We start from the raw sequence: 20,827 nt of genomic DNA, 5'->3' as shown, positions 1-20,827 counted from the left end.
TTAATCGGTTTGGCGACTTAACATCGATCTATATTTATTAAAGATATTTGTTTTAGATACCAAGCCTATGTAAGTTCCGGCGTAATCTACTATTGGCATTACCCAAAGGTTTTCTTGCTCCATTTTCTTTAAAACTTCCTTTACATCGTTGGTTAACGAAGCAACCTCAGCTGGCATGTGGGTTATATCACTTATAAAAATACTGTCGGTAGATTTTTCCGCAAGATGCGATAAGATGGTTTCAATATAAACCACACCTTGAAAAATTTGTTCATTATTCACCACAGGAATTACGTTTCTCTTCGATTTCAAAATATCGGTAATTCTATCACTTAAAACGTCAGTATCCATTAAAATGAGCTGGTCTTTTTCAATCAAAGATCTCAGGCTCATCATGTTTAAAACTGTCGTATCTTTATCCTCATGATGCGAAAGATGGCCAGCATCTACCAGCGGTTGAGTGTAGATCGAATACTTGCTTCCACTCCTACTGATGAAATAAGCAATAGCAGTGGTAATCATTAAAGGAACCATCAACACATATCCGCCAGTAATTTCTGCTATTAAAAAAATTCCTGTTAAGGGCGCATGCATTACAGCACCTAAGGCTGCTGCCATGCCAGCCACGATAAAATTAGCCACGTTTAGCTCGGCAATTCCTAAAATATTAACAGTGTAAGCAATAATAAAACCCAACAAACCACCAATTATTAAGCTTGGTGCAAAAGTACCACCGTTTCCGCCAGCAGCTAAGGTTACCAAGGTCGCTACAGATTTAAGCATTACCGTAACTACCGTAAACACAACAACCACCCAAGGTAAGTCGCTAAATTGCGAGAAAATACTGTTGTTAATAACCGCGGTATGGTCGCCTTTAAGCAAACTATTAATGGTGATATAACCTTCGCCGTACAAGCTCGGAAACAAAAACACCAATAAGCCTAACATTAAGCCGCCAACGGCAATTTTATAGTACGGATTTTTGATTTTATAAAATGAACCTTTAATTAACTTGTTGACCTTGGTAAAGTAAAATGAGTACAGGCCAACAATTACGGCAAGTACTACGTAAAACAATAACGCTTTCATTTCCCATCCCTCAGTTACTAAGAAAAAAAGCTGTTCTTTGTAAAACAAACGAGCTACAACCGAAGCTGTTGCCGCCGAAAGCAACAAGGGAATAAATGCTGGAATTGAAAATTCTGGCAGTAAAATCTCAATAGCAAATACAATACCTGCAATTGGACTATTAAAAGCACCTGCAATACCTGCAGCAGCACCACAAGCCAACAGCAAAGTAATTTCTCGATAGCTTAAACCTAAAAACCTGCCAACGTTAGAGCCAATGGCGGCGCCAGAAGTGGCAATTGGAGCCTCTAAACCCGTAGAACCACCAAAGCCAACCGTAATAGCAGCAGTAATAATCTGCGAGTAAGTATTGTGCGCTTCTACCCTGCTCGATTTCTTCGAAATAGTGTACAATAGTGGCGTTAAACCCATCTCGAATTTACCTTTTCTAATAAACCGCTTCACGTAAATTACCGAAAGCAAAATACCAATAGCAGGAAACAAAAGGTACAGGTAATATTTGTATTGCCAATGCAATTCCGACTGTAAAAAATGTTGAATGTAATGTGTAATCCCCTTCAATAACGAAGCCGCCAGTCCAGCAAAAATACCAACAAAAACTGCGGCAAACACCAGAAAGTTGCGGTTAGAAATTTTGCTTTGCCTATATTTATTTAGCTGATCTACAAAACTTACAAACCTGATATACATCTTCCTATTCTTTAATTAGGCATCAAACTTATCTAACAATTTGAGCAGCGTTGCAAAGTCTTTCGGATAGGGTGCTTCCACAAAAATATCTTCTCCATCTACACCTTTAAACGTTATTTGCTTAGCATGAAGCGCAAAACGTTTCATAATTGGCTGTTCTTCCTCATCAGTTAAACGATAACCACGCTTAATTTTCGACAGAAAAACCGGTTTGCCACGATACATCACATCGCCACAAATTGCAGCACGTTGGGTAGCCAAGTGAATACGAATTTGGTGCATCCTGCCCGTCACCGGCTTACATTCTACCAAAGTATAATGCTTATAGTATTTTAACGAAGTAAAGTAAGTTTCCGCTCGCTTGCCCTCTTGCCTATCAATAGTTACGTTTTTATTACCGTCGTTTAAAATAGGCAAATCCACAAAAAGGTTATCAAATTGAAACTGACCATCAACCACGGCATGATAAATCTTGCTTACTTTACGTTTCTCAAACTGTATAGATAAATTACGGTAAGCTTCCGGATTTTTAGCAATCACGATAGCACCCGATGTTTCTTTATCCAACCTGTGGCAAATCTGCGCATCGTATGTATATTGCCTAGCCAAACGCAAAATATTAATTTCGCCAGCACCAGCCGCACCACGCTCATCTAACGAGGCCACAAACGGAGGTTTATTTACAACGATATAGTCATCGTTTTCAAAAAGTATAAGGTCTTTAAAATTAGGATACTTCAAAAGGATAATCGATTAAGCCACAAAAGTACGAATACATTTAGGAATATAGGCCGCTTAATTGACATTAGCTATTTTTTGAAGAGCAGAATTAGGAGCTTTTCGGTCACTGCAGTCCTGCTATCCGCCTTTACTCCCTCGCTTTCTCCAAGCTCAATCCCCACTCTCGCTCAAGCGGTATCGGCTGCTATAAGGTCTATTTTACAAAACCTATGCACAAATAAAAACCACCGAAGAAAACTGACAAACCTTAGCAAACCAATTATAAGCATCTAGTAAAAAACTAAAATGCTCTTAGGTGTCTAAGGTGGTGAAAAATGTATCACCTTTCAGAGTGCAACAACTCTTTGTACCCCGCTAACTTATCCGTTTCGGCCTTCGCCAACACAGAAGGAATTCAATTTTGTTATTTCGTAAATCACTCCTTCTTGTCCTTCAAAATCGAAACTATTTTTAAATGTCATACCAATTTTTTCAAGCACCTTGATTGAACCGATATTTTGCTTCATTGCTCGGCCAACTATAGTTTCAATTTTAAGCTTACCAAACCCATATCTGGTTTAAGTGTTCCGAAGGGTCACTTAAATCCCTCTTTAAACCAAGGTCTCCAGACCGAAACTAACTTTCTATATTATTTTTTAAAGAATAACCACTTTTGTGATATTCAATTTTTCATGGCTTTACTTGTGTTTTATTTCCAAACGTCTTCCCGCTGGTTTAAGTGTTCCGAAGGGCCACTTAAATCTCTCTTTAAAACCAAGGTCTCCAGACCGTAATGTAGCACTACAAAAATTTTATTGGCACAAGCCCATTCCTTTCTTCATAATAATCTATGGCACTGCTGTACTTATAGTACTGTGCATCGGTTACAAAACCAGCCTGTACCGGATTTTCATGCAAATAATTTAACCGCTGTTGTATCATTTCATTTGTGCTTAATTCTATGGGGTGGTTATCCTGTTGCCAAAACTGGTAAACTTTATTGTTACTGTTTTTTGCACCTGTCCTTTTAAACATCCATATCATCCAATTTTTCCTACTCTCTTGTACATTAGCTTCCATGTTTGCTATTATCATCTTGCTTGTGTATTTCTTTAAATCCCTCATAATGTTAACCAGTTCAAACCCCTCTTTTGCTGTAGCAATTAAATGGACATGGTTACTCATAATTATCCATGCATGTAGGTTTAAACCTTTCTCTTTAATACAAAACCTTAAACTTTCTACCACTATCTCCTTGTAACATTCTCTATTAAAAACATCAATCCAATTCACAACCGCAAAAGTTATAAAATGCGGTAAACTATTATCTCCAAATCTATATCTTGTTGCCATTACGATTGTGTTTAATGAATTTTTCGTGTTTAATTTGTTTGGTCAGTGCTATATTTCCAGACAAAGTCTTTGTTTCCCATTTTAGATTTAAGTGGTCGCTGAAATAGCGAACACTTAAACCAGAGGGGGAAAAAACTAAAATGCTCTTAGGTGTCTAAGGTGGTGAAAAATGTATCACCTTTCAGAGTGCAACAACTCTTTGTACCCCGCTAACTTATCCGTTTCGGCCTTCGCCAACACAGAAGGAATTCAATTTTGTTATTTCGTAAATCACTCCTTCTTGTCCTTCAAAATCGAAACTATTTTTAAATGTCATACCAATTTTTTCAAGCACCTTGATTGAACCGATATTTTGCTTCATTGCTCGGCCAACTATAGTTTCAATTTTAAGCTTACCAAACCCAAAATCTAGACATGCTTTTGCAGTTTCTGTAGCAAACCCTTTATTCCAATAACTTCTGTAAAATCTGAACCCTATATCGTACACATTTTTTTCTTTGTCGTATTTAAGTCCGCACCAACCAATAAATTTTAGGGTAGCTTTGTCAATAACGGCAAGTCGGCCAACTCCGTACTTTTCATATTGGTCATACCCTGCTAAAAAGTCTATTGCTGATTTTAAATTTTCAAAGGGTTTATCTCCAGTAAATTTTAATACTTCTTTATCAAGATTTAAAGTATAGAAACTTCCAGCATCCTCTGTTGTCAGTTTACGCATTATTGTTCTTTCCGTTTCTATATATTCATTTTTTTTCATGCTTTAAGCCAACTTAACATTATTGTGCCATCTTAATTTTTTTGTCACAAACTAAAGTAGTAAATCGCACTAAACATCACTTTTCAGAAAGCAACAACTCTTTGTACCCCTCTAACTTATCCGCTTCGGCCTTCGCCAACACAGGGAACTCCAATTTTAAGCTTTCCAATTTCTCTGCAATAATCTGGCTTACCGCCAACCTAGTATACCATTTTTTATCTGCAGGAATTACGTACCAAGGCGCATCATCGGTAGAAGTTTCGCTCAACGCATCTTCGTAAGCATCCATATAATCATCCCACAAAGCCCGCTCGCTGATATCACTCGAAGAAAATTTCCAATTCTTTACAGGGTCTTCTATCCTATCCAAAAATCGCTGCTTCTGTTCATCTTTAGAAACATGTAGAAAGAATTTCAATATCGTAGTTCCATTTTCCGTTAAGTGCCTCTCAAAACTGCGGATACTCTCGTAACGCTGCTTCCAAAAATCTTTATCTATTTTATCTACAGTAGTGTAATTGGGTAAATTTTCACTCAACACATATTCTGGATGCACTTTACAAACCAACACATTTTCGTAGTGAGAACGATTATGGATCCCAATCCTTCCACGTTCGGGCAGCGCTTTGTAATGTCGCCATAAAAAATCGTGGTCATATTCTTCTGCATTTGGTGTTTTAAAACTATAAACCTGGCAACCTTGTGGATTAAGACCAGACATGACATGCTCTATTGCTCCATCCTTGCCAGCGGCATCCATTGCCTGAAAAATAATTAAAACTGCATGCTTGTTCCCTGCATACAATACTTCTTGGTACTTAGACAAGTCTTTTTTCACACGTTCTAGCTCATCTTTTCCTGCTTCTTTATCTAAATGTCCATTATAATCAGTATCAAAATCTTTAAGCTTTACCTTTCTATCAGGTTTAACTAGGTACTTATCAGTGTTCGTTTTCATCGGTTATTTATTTGTTTTCAGTTGATGATGATAGCTCGATATAAAATAATTTCACCTCAATGGTCATATTTTATATCTCGATTTCATAATTAGATTTTTACTTTTAATATCCATTATAAATACGGATTAGCATATTTTTAAAGATAGAACTAAAATTAAGTAAATTAAATACGTTAATTTGTATTGTTTGTTTTAACACTATTTAACAGATAATTTTTCACGGTTTTTACATCTTTATAGCATGTTTAAAGAAATTAAAAATAGATATCTTAGGTACCCTGTCATCTTTATATATTTCATTATTTTATTCTTTTGTGCACTGCAAATCAACTTCTTATGGTTGTTTGGCTACTCTCCTTCTTATACCGATATTAAAAGTCCTTCGCAACGTGTTGGTTCTGAATTATACACTGCAGACGGCAAATTAATTGGTCGGTACTTTAAAGAAAACCGTACACCAGTAGAATTTAAAGATATTTCTAAAAATGTGGTAGATGCGCTAATAGCTACCGAAGACGTTCGTTTCTACAACCATTCGGGTATCGATATCCAAGCTTTAGGCAGAGCAGTTGTTGGTATGGGAAAAGAAGGTGGCGCAAGTACCATTACGCAACAACTAGCTAAAAACCTATACAGAACACGCTATGCCAAATCATCTGGCTTAACTAGTAAAATCCCTTTGGTAAGAACTATCATTCCCAAACTAAAGGAGTGGATGACAGCCATCAAACTAGAATCTAACTACAGTAAAGATGATATCTTAACCATGTACCTTAATACTGTATCGTTTGGTAACAACACTTATGGGATTAAAACTGCTTCACGCATCTATTTCAATAAACAAGCAAACCAGTTAAGCGTACCACAGGCTGCCTTATTAGTGGGAATGCTAAAAGCCACCACCTCTTACAATCCAATCAAAAATCCGGAGCGATCTGTAGAAAGAAGAAATGTGGTGATATCTCAAATGAGCAAGTACGATTATCTTTCTAACGAAGATGCCACCAAACATAAAAAAGCACCAATTGGCTTAGAAGCAGGTAATGAAGACGAGAATACGGATGGCGACTCGTACCTAAGAGCTGCAGTTGATAAGTATTTAGAAAAATGGTGCGAAGAGAACAACTATGATCTTTACGAAGACGGTTTAAAAATCTACACTACCATAGATTCTAAGCTGCAAGGTTATGCAGAAGATGCCGTAAAAGACCAAATGCGTATTTTACAACGCAGGTTTTATAGCGTTTGGGGTAACGAAGATCCTTGGGAAGACAGCGAACGTAAAAAGGTAGATTATCCAGATAGAGCCAAGAAATCATTGCCTATTTATGCGTTACTGCAAAAGAAATTCCCTAATCAGCCCGATTCAGTCGATGCTTATTTCGAAAAGAAAAAGAAAATGAAAATCTTCTCTTACAGAGGAGATCGTGATACACTTTTTTCTACTATGGATTCTATCCGTTATTACGGTAAGATTTTAAACACCGGTATGATGACTTTAGAACCTAAAACTGGAAAAATTAAAGTTTGGGTTGGTGGCATCGACCATAAATTCTTTAAATACGATCACGTAAACCAGGCGAAACGCCAAGCTGGTTCTACTTTTAAACCATTTGCTTATTTAGCTGCTTTAGAAAGCGGTATGAGTCCATGTGATAAATTCACCGATAAACCTGTACGAATTGCTTATCAGGATAAGGGTGAAACCAAATATTGGGAACCGAAAAATGCAGATTGGAGCTACAGCTACCAAGATATGTCGTTACGTTGGGCAATGGGAAGATCTGTAAATACCGTTACGGCGCAGGTCACAGAAAAAGTTGGATGGGACAATGTGGTGAAGTGGGCACACGAATGTGGTATCGATAGTAAATTGGAATCTGTTCCTTCTGTAAGTTTGGGTTCTAACGATGTTACCGTTTACGAAATGGTTAAAGCCTATGGTACTTTCTTAAACGAAGGAAATAAAGTAGACCCAATATTGGTTGAAAAAATTGCCGACAGAAACGATAACATCATCGAAGAATTTGCACCAAAATTTAAACGTGCTTTAAGCGAAGAGATTGCTTGGTTAATGCTATATATGTTTAGAGGCAGTATGGAAGAGCCTAGAGGTACTTCGCAAGCGTTATGGGAATGGGATTTATTTAAAAAAGGTAACCAAATTGGTGGTAAAACCGGAACCTCTTCAGATTACGTAGATGCTTGGTATATGGGTATCACAAAAGATTTAGTTACAGGGGTTTGGATAGGTTGTGATGAACGTACAGCTCACTTTAAAAACGGCGAACAAGGTGAAGGTTCTAGAACTGCCCTACCTCTTTTTGCCAAGTTTATGGAAAAGGTTTACAAAGATCCTTTAAGTGGTTATACCTATGGGCCTTTCCCTAAAGCAAAGGTTGAAATTACACGCACCTACAACTGTCCTACGCCGCGACCTCCGGTAGATACGGTAAGCACAGATTCTGTATTAGTAGATTCGTTGGATATCGATATGTCTATTGCCGAACCTCACGAACCAATTAAAATTGAACCTGCAAACAACACCAAGGTAGAAGAGAAAAAGCCCGCTACTGAAAATCAGCCTAAACCAGAGGCTAATACACCAACAGTGCCGCTAACTAGAAAGGAAGAAAGGGAATTGAAAAGAAAGCAGAAAAAAGAGCAGAAGGAAAAAGAGAAAGAGAATAAGCAAAACAACGGTTAATCTAATCATACGCTCCTAACATGATATTGCCTTAATTATTCGTTTATGAACAATTTTGTAAAAAAAGTCACTTTAGTTTTAGCACTAGTTTTGTGCTACTATGCTTCGCAAGCGCAATATTTCGGACAAAACAAGGTTCGATATAAAAATGAAAAATTTAAAGTACTAGAAACTCCACATTTCGACATTTACTACTATCTTAAAAACGATAAAGTATTGAAGAGATTTGCCCGAGATGCCGAAACTTGGTATAAAATGCACCAGGAAGTTTTTAGAGATACTTTCTTTAAAAAGAATCCAATTATTCTTTATAGCACCCATCCCGATTTTCAGCAAACTACTGCTTTGCAAGGTGAAATTGGCGTAGGAACTGGTGGTGTTACTGAGGCTTTTAAAAACAGGGTAATTATGCCGGTAATGGAGTTGGGTAGCCAAACTCGACACGTTTTGGGGCACGAGTTGGTGCACGCCTTTCAATATCATATCCTATTAGAAAGAGATTCTATCCCTCTGGAAAATATTGGTCAAACACCTTTGTGGATGATTGAAGGTATGGCCGAATATTTATCTGTAGGTAAAAAAGACGCTTTCACCTCAATGTGGATGCGTGATGCCTTGCTGAACAGGGATATTCCTTCTTTAAAGGATTTGACTAACTCGAACAAATACTTCCCATACCGTTACGGACAGGCTTTTTGGACCTTCGTGGGCTCGCTATATGGAGATACCACCATTGTCCCCCTATTTAAAGCAACGGCTAAATTTGGTTATGAAAATGGTATCAGGTATACGTTTGGCTACGATGATAAAACTTTATCTGGTTTATGGAAAAATGCCATAGAGCAGCATTATCGACCAATGTTAAGGGCGGATAGCTCGCAAATTAAAATATCAGGTGCTAAAATTATAGATAATAAGAACGCTGGAAATATGAACGTTGCTCCTGCAATTAGTCCAGATGGAAAATATTTAGCTTTTTTGTCGGAAAAAGATCTATTTGGTATTGATCTATTCTTAGCCGATGCCAAAACTGGAAAGATCATTAGGAAGTTGAGTAGTCAAATATCCAATACACACATTGATGATTTTAACTTCTTAGAATCTGCTGGTGCTTGGTCGCCAGATAGTAAGCAATTTGCTTTCAGTATTTTTAGTAGAGGAAAAAACCAACTATTGGTTATTAATATCAACAACGGAAGTACGGTATTAAAAACCGATATGGGCAAGGTGGAACAGTTTGGAAACTTAACTTGGTCGCCTAATGGAAAAGACATTGCTTTTTCAGGAATGGTAGAAGGTCAAAGCGATATATTTTCTTATAACCTAGATACTAAACAAGTTACCCAAATTACCGATGACGAGCATTCTGATTATGCTCCTAGTTATTCGCCAGATGGCAAAAAAATTGTCTTTTCTTCAGATAGAGCAGCAATTGAAAGTGGGAATTTCGCCGCCGTAAACCCTATCAATCTAACTATTTACGATATCGCTACTAAAGTCTTAAGCAACGTTCCAGTATTTCCTGGCGCTAACAATCTTAACGCACAGTTTTCTGGGGATAGTAAGCGTATCTTCTTCCTATCAAACCGTGATGGTTTTAGAAATCTTTATGAATATAATTTAGAAACAAGTAATGTAAAGCAATTAACAGATTACTTTACGGGAATTAGTGGCATCACGGAGTTTTCACCAGCTATTACAGTTTCGAGAAACGATGATATCATTTACAGCTACTATCGTTACCAACGTTATACACTTTACAATTCTGCCTACAGTAATTTTCGGGCAAAAGACGTAAATGCTAATGAGGTAAACTTTGACGCTGCGATTTTGCCGCCGAAAGAAACCGTAGGTGTAAACATTGTCAACTCAAATCTTGGCAACTTCGAAAGATTTGAGCGCACACCAGAAAGTTCAATGCGTGAGATCCCTTATCGTCCTAAATTTAAGTTAGATTATTTGGCCAACAGCGGTGGCGTGGGCGTTAGCACCAGTCGATTTGGTACAGGTATGCAAGGCGGTGTAATGGGTATGTTTAGCGATATTGTTGGACAAAACCAGATTGTTGCCAACTTGGCTATTAACGGCGAAATCCAAGATTTTGGTGGCATGGCAGCTTATATTAACCAAGCTAGTAGAATTAATTGGGGTGGTGCCATTTCTCACATCCCTTACATTACCGGTTTTTTAACACAAGACCGAGAAACCCGAGACGGCCAGGATTATTACGTAGAACAAACTAATATCATGAGAACTTTTGAAGATCAGGTTCAATTGTTCGCAGCCTACCCATTTAATAAAGCTCATAGATTTGAAGTAGGCGGTGCAGTATCTAGGTACAGCTATAGAGTTGATCGATTCAGCAATTATTATTTACTTAACGGAAATACGATTTTAGGTTACGTTGGTTCTGAACGTGAAAAACTTAATAAAGACGAGATTACAAGCTCTCTAGGGCAACCGCTAAGAAGTTTTTCTATATTTCAAACCAATGCCTATTTCGTTGGCGACAACTCAATTTTTGGCGTAACTGCACCATTAGATGGCTTTAGATATAGAGTTGGTGCTGAAAAGTATTACGGTGATTTTAATTTCGTTGCGGTAGCAGCTGACTTAAGGAAATACTTTAGAATTAAGCCAGTTACCATCGCTCTGCGTTCATATAATTATATGCGTTTGGGCAGAGATGGTGAAAACCTCTTCCCTCTTTTTGCAGGTTACAATTATTTAATAAGAGGATACGAACCTAATTCATTTTATAACAATCAAAGTTTAAACACAAGTACAATAGACATTAACCAATTATCTGGTAGTAAACTGGCAGTATTCAATTTTGAAGTAAGGTTACCTTTTACCGGCCCTAAAAAGTTGGCACAAATACCTTCTAACTTCTTGTTTACAGATTTAAACTTATTTTTTGATGCTGCTGTAGCTTGGACAGAAGATACAGAAGTAGTATTTAAAGGTCAGCCATCGGCTACTAGAATTGGTACCTATCCAAATGGACAACAATACTTGATTGAACGTGTTCCAGTTTTTAGTGCTGGTGTATCTGTACGGGTAAACTTATTCGGCGCAATGATTTTAGAACCTTACTATGCCTTCCCTTTCACACGTAAAGATGTTAGTGGAGGCGTATTTGGATTAACTTTTGCGCCGGGCTGGTAATCGGCAAAATAAAACTAAAATGAAAAAACGAGCACTAACCAAAATTAGTGCTCGTTTTATTTTGAAGCTGTTTAAATTTCAGTAAAACTTTTTACTTGTCAGTCTGAGCTTGTCGAAGACTACTTGATGAAGAATGTTTCGACAAGCTCAACATGACACCAGCATTTTTTACAAAGGAAATTTAAACAAATTCTTTATATAAAAAGTTATATTCAATCTATCATCTTAAAAGAATTCGATCAAACAATAGCAACTTTTAAACTAAGCGACAATATAGAGAATACTCTTATACCGCAAAAGGTAATATAGATTGGTTGTTGATCTTCTGGTGGATATGCATACTTTCGAAATCCAAACCTATAGTCAAGTCAATCCAATCTGGATTACACGCACGAACCAATCTTTCCTTTTGGGCCCTGGTAAATCTACTCACCGTTTTAAAGCGACTTAAAGCTTGCGCTTCAGTTCTAAACTCTTCAAAGTAAACCAAACGAGTTAATTGCTGCGCACTATCAAAAAATAGGTTTGGCATTTTCTTGTAAAAATCCAAAGTCTTCATCAAATCAGCACTCATACCAACGTGTAATGTAGTACGGTTTCTGTCGGTAACGATATAAACTATCTTTTTCATAATGCTACAGCTTTAAGTTAAAAACTAATTTAATTAGATATTATTTGGCAGTTCAAATTATAATTACTAATTTTATTGGCACAATAATACTAACAATTTTAGTAAAAACAAATTTATTTTAAATTATTTTGTATGTCCAACATCTCAGCCAATCTAAAATACCTTAGAAAGAAAAAAGGTTTAACACAGCAACAATTTGCTGATAACATGGAAATTAAGCGATCTTTAATAGGTGCTTACGAAGAAGACAGAGCAGAGCCAAAATACGATTTACTAAAAAAAATAGCAGAATATTTCGAGTTGACCATCGATGAATTTATCAATGAACAAATAAATGACAATTGGAAACCAAAGCCGAAAAGCCAAGGTTCAAATTTGCGTGTATTAAGTATTTCTGTAGATAAAGATGATAACGAGAATATTGAACTGGTTCCCGTTAAAGCTAGCGCTGGTTACTTGAATGGTTTCTCAGACCCACAATATATTCAAGACTTACCTAAGTTTCAGCTTCCTATACCCTCTTTAAAACAAGGCACTTACAGAGCTTTCGAAATCAAAGGAGATTCGATGTTACCTATTCAATCGGGCAGTATTATTATAGGTGAATATCTAGATAACTGGAACGACGTAAAAGTTGGTGACACTTACGTAATTATCAGTAAAAATGAAGGTGTGGTTTACAAGCGTGCAGGCAACAAGTTTAAAGAAGATAGAGAATTGAAATTGATATCGGACAATAAAGTTTACGATCCGTATTCGGTGCCAGCAGAAGATATCTTGGAAATCTGGAAAGCAAAGGCTTATCTATCTACAGCCTTACCAGAACCAACACCAGAACCAACCATCGAAACACTTTCTACTATGATGGCGCAAATGCAGAAATCAATTTCTCAGTTGAATAAGAATTGATTTTTTTAATATTTAGCCACGGATAGATTAAACATTTCTAAGCTTTTTTAGTAGCAACCAGACTTACGAAGTTTTAAAAACTTCGTAAGTCTGCCGTTCGCACATCAATAAGTACCGCCATTATTGCCAACAGCAAGCACGAAGCAATTTCTAGATGCGCTAAATTTGCCTCGTAACTCGCAATGACGCGAAGCCTTACCTTAATCTTAATCTCAACCTTAATCCTAACCTCAACCTCAACCCAATTAACATTTTTTAACAAAGTTGATTTTAAACCACTCGTTAAACTTTCCATCTCACCAATAAATACAATGAAACTTGAACATTAATTGAGATGAGCAAATCCATGGTTTAAAAGCGTAAAAGCAAACCATTGACTAATTCATCACCTTTAAAAACAAATTTAACGAGATGAGAAAATTATTTTTAACTGTAGCTTTTGCTGTACTAGGTTTTACAGCTAGCTATGCACAACAGACAGAAAGAATAGAGAAAGGGAAAAGAACAGAGAGAGTAGAAAGAGTAAAACTTTCTGCTGAAGAGAGAGCTGAAAAAGCTGCAACAGCACTACAGACAAAGCTAAACTTGAGTGCAGACCAAAAAGCAAAAATTAAGCAGATTGAGCTGGACAGATTTAAAGAACATGATGGCTTACGCAAAAAAGACGAAGCTACCATGAAAGCTAAGTTTGAAGAAAGAAAAGCGGCAATGAAAGCACATCAAGATAAAATTGATGCAGTTTTAACAGCAGACCAAAAAACAAAACTTGCTGCCGAGAGAGAAGAAATGAAAGTTAAGATGAAAGAGAGAGTGAAAGATCGCAAGGGCAGATTTCATAAATCTCCGAAAGCTGAGCAAACTCCAACTAAAAGTTAATTAAAAGCACTTTTTTAATTTCGACTTTTGGAGAAATAGATTCTTCGCTGCGCTCAGAATGACAGGATACAAGGGTTATTTCAAATAAAAGAAAGACTTACGAAGTTTTGAAAACTTCGTAAGTCTAATTACAGATTACTTCAAGTAGCCACCTTTTTCTAACACTTCTTTCCAAACCTGATATCCGGCAGGGATTAAATGCAGACCATCTTTTGTCAGCTCAGCTCTTAATTTTCTCTCACCATCTAAAAAGTGAGGATACAAGTCGATGACTTCTACATTCTTCGCGGTAAACTTTCTAATCTCATCATTTAAATAAAGGATATGGTCATCTTTTCCGTAATGATTTTTAAATTTCTCGAAAGAAGCATTTACTGGTAACAAAGTGTAGAAATAGATTTTGGTCTTTTTCGAACCTTTTCTAATACGCTCTACAATAGCTTTGTAATTCCTTAAAATTAAACTGTCAGGAATATTTCTAGAAATATCATTGATACCAATTAACACAAATACTTTCGCTGGTTTTCTATCTATCACTTCTTGCAAACGTTCTAAAACACCAAAAGTAATATCACCCGAAATACCTCTATTTTTAGCCTGAGGCAAATTCAATAATTTACTCCAATCGGTACCTGCGGTAATACTATTCCCTAAAAAGATAAACTCTTTCTTGGTAACCGGGTCAGCGTTAAACTTCTGCACAAGCTCCTTGTATTTCCCTGGACGGTAAGTGCTATCGTAAGGCTTGGTTTGCGCATTAGCATTGCCAAACCACAGCAACGAAGCTAAAGCGGCAACGAAAAATCTATTTTTAGTAATCATAATTAATGAGATAAAGGTGTAAGGTTGCTTAAGTTTTTCTTTTCTCTGTTCCAAGTAAAAGCTGTTAAGATGACAGCCAAAACGCAAGAAATAGCGATTGTAAGGAAACAAGCATCCCAACCATAATCATCTACTAAGCCACCTAATGCTGCATTAGCCAGTAAATCGCCAATGAAGTAACCAAATAAGCCAGTTAATCCGGCGGCGGTACCAGCTGCTTTTTTAGGCACTAAATCTATTGCCTGGACGCCAATTAACATTACAGGTCCGTAAATAAAGAAACCAATAGCCCAAAGTGAAAAATTCTGCAACAAATGGTTATCGTTGGTTTTCCAGTATAGTAAAACTGCCACCAAAGTGAACAGCATATAAATAATGGTTACCGGTGCTCTTCTGCCTTTAAATAATTTATCGCTCATAATGCCACAAAGCAAAGTACCAGGAATAGCAGCTAACTCATATCCTCCAGAGGCCCATGCCGCCTCCGATTGCGAATAATTTTTAGCTTCCTGCAAGAAAGTTGGTGCCCAATTTATAATTCCATTTCTTACCAAATACACAAAAGCATTGGCAATAGCGATAAACCAAAGTAACCGGTTATTAAAAACGTATTTAAAAAAAATCTCCTTTGCGCTAAACTCTTTTTCTTGAGTTTTTGCATCGTAGCTTTTAGGATAATCATTATTGTACTGCTCTATTGGCGGCAACCCTACAGATTGCGGCGTATCTCTAACCAACCAAAAAGCTACAATTGCGAATAAAATAGCTGCTAAACCAGGGAAGTAAAGTTTTGCATGCCAATCTGCAAAGAACTCGAGACCTAAAACAGTTAATGGTCCTACCAAGAAGCCACCGACATTGTGTGCCAAGTTCCAAACAGACATTGCTGTACCTCTTTCACGCACCGAATACCAATGCGCCACAACCCTACCACAAGGAGGCCATCCCATCCCCTGCACCCAACCATTAATGAAAAGCAGCACGAACATTAATGCTATGGACGATGTGGCAAAAGGTATTAACCCCATGAAAATCATCGTAAAGGCAGAGAGAACCAATCCAATAGTCAAAAAATAGCGGGCGTTACTTCTATCGGATATATTTCCCATTAGGAATTTACTAAAACCGTAGGCAATAGAAAGCGCTGAAAAGGCAAAACCAAGTTCCTTCTTGCTGAAGCCTCCGTTTTCTTCCAATTGAAGGTCGGGAATGGCAAATGAGAAATTTTTGCGGACAAAATAATAAGCCGCATAGCCCACAAAAATACCGATGAACACTTTTATTCTCTCTCTGCTGTAAATTGATTTTACGGTACTTTCTGGCAGTAACGGTTTATGAGGTGCTGGTGGCGGAAATATGTTAAATCCCATTTTGGTTGGTTAAAGCCCCCTCTCTCCCTTCGGGTATCTCTCCCCAAAAGGGAGAGAAAACTCTTTTCAAAGCAAGTACTGGCTGGCTGTTGGTTAGTATTTATTTTTTGGTTAACTGTGTAATTGTCGAATCGGTTAAATGCATAAAAGCAGTCACTAAACTTATAAAAGGTTTGTGTAATCGGTAATGATGCCATCTATGCCCAATGCTTTCAATTTAGCAATTTCTTCGGCGGTGTTTACGGTCCAAGGAATTACTTTTACACCGTCGGCATGGGCCTTTTTGATAAAAGTAGCATCTACCATTTTATAAGCAGGGCTGATGATAAACGGCTTATAGCCTAAATCGGCGATGTTTTCTTCGTAGCTTTTCTTGTTACTTACTAAAAAGGAAGTTTTAACATTCGGATATTCTTTGTTGATGATTTGGATAGTTCGCTTATCAAAAGATTGAACTACCACATAAGGCTCAATCTTCTTAGATTTGATGACATCCATTAGCAACTTTACAAAAACAGCTGGAGTTGGATTGCTTACCCCATCGCCCTTGGCGCTACATTTAGTTTCGATGTTATAGAAATACTGTTTCTTGTTCTTCGTCTTGATTTCTGTTTGAACACTGTCAATCAAATCGGCCAGTAAAGGAATATAAGTCTTGATTTTCTTTTGCTGAGGAAAGTCTTTATGGAATTTTGTACCTATATCAAATGTTTTCAATTCATTATAATTCATCTGAAAAACATTGTATTTTTTAGCATCAGCGGATGGAATTTCCTTGCCATCTGGGGTAAGCATAAAACCAGGGCTTAGGTAATCGTCATGAGTAACCACTACTTTTCCATCTTTGGTGATATGCGTATCCATTTCGAGCGTAGTTACAGCAGGGTAAGTCATAGCATCTCTCATAGCCAGAACTGTGTTTTCTGGAACCAAACCCCTGCCTCCACGGTGCGCTTCGGCACTAAAGCTTGGAAAAGCCACCTGACTAGTTGATACTTCTTTTTTCACCGAACATGCGTTTAATCCTAAAAGGAAAATCCCCAATGGGAAAATGAGTTTTTTCATCTGTATATAATTTGTTTTTCAATTGTGATGAAGCTACCAGATTTGTTCATCCCACTGTGTGGTTTGAAAAACCATGATGGTTTCATAAAGCTAAATTAGAAAATTGGCCACAGATACACAGATTTACATTATACATATCTGAAAATTTAATCTGTGCATCTGTGGCTAAGTTATATCTGAATTATATTTTTTTCTCTGCCGTAAATTTCTCTCCGAAACGATCTGTAGCTACAATTTTCACTACTTTTACAGCTGAACTACAATGTGTCATGAACAAATGTTCTGTTCTGCTTGGTTCTGCAAATGCTCTTCCTGCAGGTAACTTATCGCCTTTGTAAAGACGTACAGCTTCTGGATCGAAACCTTTCATTTCTTCCATTTTAACTGAACTGCCATCTAAAAAACATTCTATTTTCCACTCTGGGTCGTAGTTCCAAACGTTAGCGATTACACGGTTATTGCCTGTTAATTTTTCAATATCAATGCTGATTTGGTGTTTCCTATCTAAGCCAGTTCCTTTGTAGTACCATTTCAGTTGCTTACCAGAAACTTCGTAAACACCATAACCACGAGGCGAGCCGTCTGAACAGATTGGGCCAGTCCACCAAGCACCACAAACTGCACCATGGTTATGCTCAAAAACACCATCTCTAATCACGTTACGGTTGTAATGTGTGTGACCAGACATGACGTGTACATTGGTAAAACTTCTCAAGATATTATAGAAAGCTTCGTTATTTTTCACACTGTTGTGGATAGGAATATGCACATTGATAATCACCAACTGATCTTTCGGAACATGCTGTAGGTCTTTTTCCATCCAAGCTAGTTGCTCTTCGGAGATGTAACCATCATACTTTCTATCTTCACCCAAATAACGTACGTCATCTAAAACAATATAATGCGCTTGGCCTCTGTTAAAAGAGTAATAAGTTGGGCCGTAGTATTTTTTAAAAGTTCTGTCCGAAGTTTCATCACCACCTTGGCGGTAATCCATATCATGATTTCCTAAACACTGAAAGAAAGGAATGCCCATCAGTTCTACTGCTTTATTGTAATCGTCGAAAAGTGGCAGGGCATCCCAAACTAAATCGCCCACACCAATACCGTGTACCAATGCCTTCGAACCTAAATCCCTAACCAAACGTTTCACATCTGGCACCGAAGTTTCCATCATTTGCGCCACATCTTTTTTATTTTTCACCTGCGGGTCTGCCCAGATGATAAAATGGTGCTTATCGTCGTTTTGCTTTAGTTTTTTTAAGGTGAAGTTGATTTCATTACGTGCGCCTAAGTTTTCGTACTGACGGTTAATGCTGCCTACATCGGTCTTGAAATCATATCCAGAAGGTGTACTTAGAAAAAGAAATTCTGATTTGGCGTTAAGTGTAATCGAATATTTGCCGTCAGCATCGGTTTTCACCACCGCAAAACCATCTGAAAGTACGGCATCGGCAATGGCATTCTTACCATCGGTAACTTTTCCGGTGATAACGCCACTATTAGTTAATTGGCTAAAAGCGTTAGATTTTAAGCTTACTACCATTCCAGTGGCAAGCAATCCAAATCTCTCAAGGAAAATTCTACGGTTCATTGTGTGTTTAGTTTTATTGTTGTGGATGTTTTTAATTAAAAAGGAGCAGAAGGCACATCCTTACCTTCTACTCCATATATGTTTTAGCTGTTAAAACTTTGTAGAAGCACTTGCTCCAGCTTGTGTAACGTTTAATACGTGTATTACATTACCTAAATTAACAGGAATATTAATCTGATTTGCACCAACATTAACTGTTTGTTCTACTGTAGCGATTTTTGCTCCGGAAACATTATAGATGTTAAACAACGCCTTTCCATTAGTTGCTGCAGTATAGCTCACAGAAACTGATGATCTGTTAGCCGAAACCGATACCGTTAACTTATCTCCGGCTAAACCAACTTTTGCAGTAGCTACGTTAGAAAATGCGAAATCACCATCGAAATCTACTTGCTTTAAACGGTAGTAGTTTACACCAACTACAGGTTTTGTGTCTGTAAAACTGTAATTTCTAACTACATTAGAATTTCCGTTTCCTTTCACATCATCTAACCTTTCGAAATCGATACCATTTGCAGAGCGAGCAACCTCGAAATGAGAGTTATCTTTTTCTGAAGCGGTTGACCAAGCTAAGTTTACGGCACCTTGTTTATTGGCTTTGGCAGTGAAAGTGATTAGAGAAACTGGGAGAACTGTAGTGCCTCCACCTGTTTCAATAGCTGCTAGAGAAGTAAGATTTGCTGCAGCTACAACAGTCGCTGAACGTGGAGTAATCCATGTCTTAGAATCAAGATCGTACACTCCTCCAAATTTAAGAAAAGCAGTTGCATAAGCCGCCGCAGTAACAACAACTGTGGCGTTATTTGTGCCTGCTTTATTAAAAAAATCACCATTGGTTTTGTTATACAAATCGTTGTTGGTTATTAGAAATCCCTTCTCAGTTGGAGTAGCAGAATAGTGGTTAGCACCTGTTTCTCCATAAAAAACCACATCTTTTGGCTCGGTTAACGATCCTACAGCAGTGCCTTCAAAAACAGCTACGGCATTTGCTCTATTTGAATTTCCTAGTAACGTAGTTTTTCCTACAGCAGTTCCTGTATTATTATCAGTTACATTATTTCCGTCTTCATTTTCTTTGGCATAATCAAAACTCCTTATCCATTTTGCACGGTTAGCTACAATAACCGCCGTTTCACTGATATCTAATGTGCCTCCTCCATTAATCAATTTTCCTTCACCACCAACATAAAAAAAGTCACCCTTATTTACAATTCCCGATGTTAAATTGAACTTATAGGTTAGACCTTGACTTCCTGAAGCCCAACTGTTGTCTGGCAAAGCAGTAGTGGTGGTTTCATATAAAAAAACAATCGAATAAGGCGTAAGACTGAAATCGATATATTCAGTAGCTCTAAACTGAGCATATTCATAACCTTTATTCGTGGAAGAAGTAAGATGAGCATCGGTGCCTGTTGGATCCGCCATCACACCTGTAATAATTATTTTTGTGTTATGATATTGCGCCTTCGCAGACAACAACATTGTCACCACAGCAAGAGTAAGTAAAATTTTTTTCATATTTTTTTTAATTAAAGGTTTAACTAGTTTTTGTTGCGTCAATTAATTGGTTAGTAAATCATAATGCATCTGCTAGTTATAAGATAATTACCCTATTTTATTTGCGTGCCCCCCTCTTCAATGTCTGACAACTTACTATCTTCCTTTAACGTAACCCAAGTATTCTTTCTAGCCGTAAGCCATTTTTTGGCAGCTGCATCGTAAAGTCCGCCTAGTTTGGTAAAGTATGGAGCGGTGTCGCTTTCATCCGCATTATCAAAAGCAGCTTTATTCTTTCCATTACCTCTGAAATAAGGGTTTAATTTAGAGTTATATAAATCATTGTCTGCGATTAGATAACCTTGGTTTCCTTCCCACAAGTTACCGCCGCCAGTGCCTTGAAAAAAAACAACATCAAGCGGAACCGTAGTAACTACCACATCTTTGGTTGCAAAAACTGCAATACCTACTGCTCTCCCAGAATTAGGGAATAAACCAGTTGTTGCATTACCGAAACCATCTCCCGCTTCATCTGAGTAGTTTTTACTCACTATCCATTTTGCCGAAGAAATATCTGTTGACTTAGCACCGTTGATTTTTTTCCTTCCGCCAACGTAGAAG

General features: G+C 37.5%; 17 protein-coding genes and 1 pseudogene. 4 read left to right on the top strand and 14 right to left on the bottom strand.

Translation table 11 applies throughout. From position 1 onward, the window contains the following. The 6 genes from REI64_RS10940 to REI64_RS10915 all read right to left on the bottom strand — a co-directional run bounded on the left by REI64_RS10940 (position 1) and on the right by REI64_RS10915 (position 5,567). The gene (locus REI64_RS10940) at positions 1–1,779 is read right to left on the bottom strand and encodes a chloride channel protein (RefSeq protein ID WP_308850161.1); all 1,779 of its coding nucleotides are present in this window, start codon (positions 1,777–1,779) and stop codon (positions 1–3) included. 15 nt (positions 1,780–1,794) lie between these two features. Further along, positions 1,795–2,520, bottom strand: coding sequence for an RluA family pseudouridine synthase (locus tag REI64_RS10935; RefSeq protein WP_308850160.1), 726 nt, complete (start codon positions 2,518–2,520; stop codon positions 1,795–1,797). A gap of 359 nt (positions 2,521–2,879) precedes the next feature. Next, complete coding sequence (locus REI64_RS10930) at positions 2,880–3,026, bottom strand: hypothetical protein (protein ID WP_308850159.1); 147 nt, start codon at positions 3,024–3,026, stop codon at positions 2,880–2,882. A gap of 274 nt (positions 3,027–3,300) precedes the next feature. Continuing rightward, positions 3,301–3,852 carry a transposase gene (locus REI64_RS10925; protein ID WP_308850158.1) on the bottom strand — a complete coding sequence of 184 codons (552 nt, stop codon included), beginning with the start codon at positions 3,850–3,852 and terminating at the stop codon, positions 3,301–3,303. 214 nt (positions 3,853–4,066) lie between these two features. Continuing rightward, positions 4,067–4,609 (bottom strand): GNAT family N-acetyltransferase, encoded by a 543-nt coding sequence (locus REI64_RS10920; RefSeq protein ID WP_308850157.1) that lies wholly within the window; start codon positions 4,607–4,609, stop codon positions 4,067–4,069. A gap of 76 nt (positions 4,610–4,685) precedes the next feature. Beyond that, complete coding sequence (locus REI64_RS10915) at positions 4,686–5,567, bottom strand: polyphosphate kinase 2 family protein (protein ID WP_308850156.1); 882 nt, start codon at positions 5,565–5,567, stop codon at positions 4,686–4,688. A 241-nt stretch (positions 5,568–5,808) separates the two neighbouring features. Between REI64_RS10915 and REI64_RS10910 the strand changes: the two genes are divergently transcribed. Together REI64_RS10910 and REI64_RS10905 are read left to right on the top strand one after the other, a co-directional pair. Then, a complete protein-coding gene (locus REI64_RS10910; RefSeq protein WP_308850155.1) occupies positions 5,809–8,274 on the top strand; it encodes a transglycosylase domain-containing protein in 2,466 nt (821 codons plus the stop codon). Positions 8,275–8,319: 45 nt separating this feature from the next. Beyond that, positions 8,320–11,442 (top strand): basic secretory protein-like protein, encoded by a 3,123-nt coding sequence (locus REI64_RS10905; protein WP_308850154.1) that lies wholly within the window; start codon positions 8,320–8,322, stop codon positions 11,440–11,442. Positions 11,443–11,728: 286 nt separating this feature from the next. On the opposite strand, the gene REI64_RS10900 is transcribed toward REI64_RS10905, so the two are convergent. Further along, entirely contained in the window at positions 11,729–12,073 is a 345-nt protein-coding gene (locus REI64_RS10900) for a GIY-YIG nuclease family protein (protein WP_308850153.1), read from the bottom strand. A 132-nt stretch (positions 12,074–12,205) separates the two neighbouring features. Here REI64_RS10900 and REI64_RS10895 point away from each other — a divergent pair, with 132 nt between their 5' ends. Further along, the gene (locus tag REI64_RS10895) at positions 12,206–12,982 is read left to right on the top strand and encodes a LexA family transcriptional regulator (protein ID WP_308850152.1); all 777 of its coding nucleotides are present in this window, start codon (positions 12,206–12,208) and stop codon (positions 12,980–12,982) included. A 73-nt stretch (positions 12,983–13,055) separates the two neighbouring features. On the opposite strand, the gene REI64_RS10890 is transcribed toward REI64_RS10895, so the two are convergent. Continuing rightward, a complete protein-coding gene (locus tag REI64_RS10890; protein ID WP_308850151.1) occupies positions 13,056–13,277 on the bottom strand; it encodes a hypothetical protein in 222 nt (73 codons plus the stop codon). A 116-nt stretch (positions 13,278–13,393) separates the two neighbouring features. Here REI64_RS10890 and REI64_RS10885 point away from each other — a divergent pair, with 116 nt between their 5' ends. Continuing rightward, entirely contained in the window at positions 13,394–13,858 is a 465-nt protein-coding gene (locus REI64_RS10885; RefSeq protein ID WP_308850150.1) for a hypothetical protein, read from the top strand. Positions 13,859–13,993: 135 nt separating this feature from the next. Here REI64_RS10885 and REI64_RS10880 read toward each other — a convergent pair whose 3' ends face one another. The 6 genes and pseudogenes from REI64_RS10880 to REI64_RS10855 form a co-directional block, all read right to left on the bottom strand. Then, the gene (locus REI64_RS10880) at positions 13,994–14,680 is read right to left on the bottom strand and encodes a GDSL-type esterase/lipase family protein (protein WP_308850149.1); all 687 of its coding nucleotides are present in this window, start codon (positions 14,678–14,680) and stop codon (positions 13,994–13,996) included. Positions 14,681–14,682: 2 nt separating this feature from the next. After that, positions 14,683–16,050 (bottom strand): glycerol-3-phosphate transporter, encoded by a 1,368-nt coding sequence (glpT, locus tag REI64_RS10875; RefSeq protein WP_308850148.1) that lies wholly within the window; start codon positions 16,048–16,050, stop codon positions 14,683–14,685. Between the two features lie 162 nt (positions 16,051–16,212). Further along, positions 16,213–17,115: a glycerophosphodiester phosphodiesterase family protein gene (locus REI64_RS10870; protein ID WP_308850147.1), complete on the bottom strand. Its 903-nt coding sequence runs from the start codon at positions 17,113–17,115 to the stop codon at positions 16,213–16,215. A gap of 181 nt (positions 17,116–17,296) precedes the next feature. Next, complete coding sequence (locus REI64_RS10865; RefSeq protein ID WP_308850146.1) at positions 17,297–18,709, bottom strand: calcineurin-like phosphoesterase family protein; 1,413 nt, start codon at positions 18,707–18,709, stop codon at positions 17,297–17,299. 90 nt (positions 18,710–18,799) lie between these two features. Continuing rightward, positions 18,800–20,227 carry a hypothetical protein gene (locus REI64_RS10860; RefSeq protein WP_308850145.1) on the bottom strand — a complete coding sequence of 476 codons (1,428 nt, stop codon included), beginning with the start codon at positions 20,225–20,227 and terminating at the stop codon, positions 18,800–18,802. Positions 20,228–20,319: 92 nt separating this feature from the next. After that, a pseudogene (locus tag REI64_RS10855) lies at positions 20,320–20,827 on the bottom strand (hypothetical protein); the annotation flags it as partial.

Origin of the sequence: Pedobacter sp. (assembly GCF_031119335.1) — a bacterium.
GTDB lineage: Bacteria > Bacteroidota > Bacteroidia > Sphingobacteriales > Sphingobacteriaceae > Pedobacter.
The sequence above is the reverse complement of the archived record's forward strand: the minus strand, read 5'-3'. Positions and strand labels throughout refer to the sequence as shown.